Annotated in this window: 4 protein-coding genes; 2 read left to right on the top strand and 2 right to left on the bottom strand. The window is 50.5% G+C overall.

Annotated features, from left to right (window positions below):
- Positions 1-646, bottom strand: a 646-nt coding sequence (locus MWC30_RS21440) for a helix-turn-helix domain-containing protein (protein ID WP_244086242.1), incomplete at its 3' end; no start/stop codon positions are given.
- 211 nt (positions 647-857) lie between these two features.
- Here MWC30_RS21440 and MWC30_RS21445 point away from each other — a divergent pair.
- On the top strand, positions 858-1,067 hold the full coding sequence (locus MWC30_RS21445) for a molybdopterin-binding protein (protein WP_244086243.1): 210 nt from the start codon (positions 858-860) through the stop codon (positions 1,065-1,067).
- A 59-nt stretch (positions 1,068-1,126) separates the two neighbouring features.
- Here the strand turns inward: MWC30_RS21445 and tsaA are convergent, their stop codons facing one another.
- Complete coding sequence (gene tsaA / locus MWC30_RS21450) at positions 1,127-1,603, bottom strand: tRNA (N6-threonylcarbamoyladenosine(37)-N6)-methyltransferase TrmO (protein ID WP_244086244.1); 477 nt, start codon at positions 1,601-1,603, stop codon at positions 1,127-1,129.
- A 505-nt stretch (positions 1,604-2,108) separates the two neighbouring features.
- Here tsaA and MWC30_RS21455 point away from each other — a divergent pair.
- On the top strand, positions 2,109-3,113 hold the full coding sequence (locus tag MWC30_RS21455) for a TonB-dependent receptor plug domain-containing protein (RefSeq protein WP_244086245.1): 1,005 nt from the start codon (positions 2,109-2,111) through the stop codon (positions 3,111-3,113).
- The last annotated feature ends 101 nt before the right edge of the window (positions 3,114-3,214 follow it).

The raw sequence follows: 3,214 nt of genomic DNA on the forward strand, positions 1-3,214 counted from the left end.
TAGCCTTCGAGCCTGCCAGGACCTTCTGAGCGAGTGCCAGGTTGGAATCGACGGACGAGGGGTTGTGCAGGTGCGTTCCCGCAAGGTGGGCGTGGCCCGCGGCAAGCCTCTGCAAAGCGAGATGGCTTGAGGCAAAGCGGCAGTGAATGCCAGCGTCCGCAGCCCATCGCGATGCATGCGCACCGAGAATGGCAAAGGCCGGATCACAGCCCAGCAGCAGCACTTTTTTCTCCAGGTGCTCATTCCTCTGGAGGAACTGCACATGACTGCCTGCGGATGAAAGCAGACCGTCGGCAGCCTGAAACCCGTCACTCAGCAGCCACTTGCCATCCAGGGGATAGGCTACCAGGCGGTCGCGCACCCTGGCTACTGAAACCCTTCTATGCGGCATCTCCGCTTCTTCAACCAGGGTGACAGGCTGTTCATCTTCGGATGCATCCAGGGCGAAAAGGTCTTCCACCCTGCAGCCCAGCTCTCTCGCCATGCGGAGCGCTACGGTCGTATTGGGTACGTACCGCCCCGTTTCCATGTCGTAGATCGCCTGGCGCTTCACGCCGACCCGCTCGGCCAGCTCGCTCTGGGACAGTCCTTTGCCCTTGCGGGCGGTTTTGAGGTTGCAAATTACCTGACTTTTAGTCGTTCCCATGACAGGTCTCCTGACAAGAATGAACTTACGTCACAGTCAAAAACAGCTGCAATTGTCATGTGTATTAGTGAATAGTGTAGTTTATAAATTACTTCTTGACATTTTCCAAGGGAAGCCTCATAAATTTTAACATTTTACTGGCAGCGGGATGGATGTCCGCACCCGTTGTCCTTCAACTCTTCCTAAACTCAATGAATGATGGAGGTCCGACATGAAGCTCAGCACCAGGAACGTCCTCAAAGGAAAAGTTTTGGAAGTAAAAGAAGGCATGATCATGGCAAAAGTGAAGGTCGACGTCGGGAGCGGCAATGTCATTACGGCTCTTGTCAGCATGGAGGCTGTCCAGGAGCTGAATGTCAAGGTGGGCGACGCAATCCATGTCCTCATCAAAGCCACAAGCGTCATGCTTGCAAAAGAATAATCCCAGGCCGGCCCTCAGCCTGTCCCTATGGTGAGTTGAGGGCCTAAGCCTCTCAAAATCTACTTGAATCGATCATCCGCCCTCTCGGTTTCCGCCCTCCCAGTCGCTGCAGCAAACCACCCCACTTTGTCCGTTTCCCAGGCATCGAATGTCGGCACATAGGGTTTGATGTCAAGAACAGGCGTCCCGTCAAGAATATCGACATGCTCCACATGAAGGATGTTGCCGTCTACTTTCAGGAGCTTGAGCACCGAGAGGCCGATGGAGTTCGGTCGCTTTGGCGCTCGCGTGGCGAACACTCCGTGCCGGCTCTGATCGAGAAATGGCTTGACGAGGAGTGAATAGCCTGAGGCGCCGTGGAAGTGATAAATGACAAAGATATGCGAAAAACCGTCGAGGTCCTTGAGGCCTCCCTGGAGGTCCGGCAGGATTTCGATTTGCCCTGCGACACCCCGGGCTCCGACGGGCTGAATGGGCATTCCGTTTATTTCTTTGAACGGTGAATTTACGATTCCGATCGGTTCGTAACAAATCATTTCAAATCCTCCAGTCCATCGACAAATGACTTTGACCATCCGGCCTGAAAGCCCAAGTGAGCTCTTGAGATTATGATGCGCCGGGCCCTGAACGGGTATTGGCTTCGACTATGTGATCGCCATCTCAGCTCCGCAAAATACCCCGTTCCCGGACCGAAAATCAAACCCCCCACCTATACCATCCGGCGTTTTCCTACCAAAATACGTATTGACTTTTTCTCGAGGCATGCAGTATTAGCTTTTGATGTCGTGTAAACAATACAAATTAATATTTTTAAACGTACTTTAAGAGCTGCGCAGAGCGGGTTATCGCCATTCACCCTTGTGTTGACCTTTCACCCGAATAAACCGGAGAAAATGAGATGCTCGAATTCGATTACAACCCCAGTACATTCTCAGGGAGAGCGGCTTACAGAAAGATGACCCTGTCGTCAACTGCGATTCTCCATCCTGTTACTCTGCCATCGCCAACCCAAGAGCACGTCAATGGGAAAGGAGGCGGCAGATGAAATACCAGCTGGCAAAAGGCCTTGGCATGGCTCTGTCCGGGGTGATGTTGATCATCGGATCGGTGATGGCCGAAGAGCCTGAAAAGGGGCAAACGCCTCCATGGCGATTGGAGCCGATCACTGTATATGGCAGCCCAACCGGGACAGGTGAGGCGGATCGCAAGGGGTTTGTCCTGCCCACAGACGTTCTGGCGCCGACGAACCAGCAAAGCTTCACCCAAAAGGGCATCGAAGCTTTTGCCAAGCCGGGCAACATCAATGTCTTTAAAGTCATTGAGATGTCACCGTCGGTCAACTTCACGCCGGTCGACAACCTGGGCACCAATGAAAACGGCTTTCACGACTCTATCCGCATAAGAGGCAAAAAGCAGACGGGACCAGGCGGCTTGAAGACGTACGAGGGAGTACCTATAAGCGGCAATCCGGGCGGTGGAAAAACGATATTTGACCTCGAAAACATCGAAAGAGTGGACCTGTACAAAGGCTATATTCCCATAGATAGGGGGCTTGGATTTTCAAATCTTGCCGGCAAGGTAGATTTGAACATCAAAAGACCTGAACATTCATTGGGTGCAGATGTTTCCCAAACAGTCGGAAGCGATGACTTCTCCAGGACTTTTTTACGGATTGATACGGGTGATATCGGGAATGTCTCGTCATTTGGATCATTTTCTTATACAGCGAGTGATAAATATAAAGGGGAAGGTGATCTTAACCGTACAAATGGTTCTTCAGGCATTGTTTATGAACCGAATGATAAATTTAAAACCGAGTTGTTTGTGTCAAACAATCATGATGATCACAATAATTACTACAATCTGACTTATGCAGAAACGCAAGATTTGGGAAAATATTTTGATAAAGATTTTAATACAAATAAAGCCAGTCCTAATTATTATGGTTACAATAAACAAGATTTTGAAGATACTGCTATTGTAGCCAATATAGAGGGTACGTTATTTTCCGACTCTAAAATTAGGGCGTCCAAAAATGGCCTCTGAGGGCCGGTTTTAGTGCTCGGGATTTGGCCCCAGAAGTAGTGGACAGGTTGTGTCCACAGTAGTACGATAACCTGGATTCTATCATCCATAATCCAGGGGGT

Origin of the sequence: Desulforhabdus sp. TSK (assembly GCF_022836495.1) — a bacterium.
In the GTDB taxonomy this organism is placed as follows: Bacteria; Desulfobacterota; Syntrophobacteria; order Syntrophobacterales; family Syntrophobacteraceae; genus Desulforhabdus.

What these genes read in the sequence shown, in the direction of transcription:
- MWC30_RS21445 (WP_244086243.1), top strand. Translation starts at nt 858, where the DNA reads ATGAAGCTCAGCACCAGGAACGTCCTCAAAGGAAAAGTTTTGGAAGTA.
- tsaA (WP_244086244.1), bottom strand. Translation starts at nt 1,603, where the DNA reads ATGATTTGTTACGAACCGATCGGAATCGTAAATTCACCGTTCAAAGAA.
- MWC30_RS21455 (WP_244086245.1), top strand. Translation starts at nt 2,109, where the DNA reads ATGAAATACCAGCTGGCAAAAGGCCTTGGCATGGCTCTGTCCGGGGTG.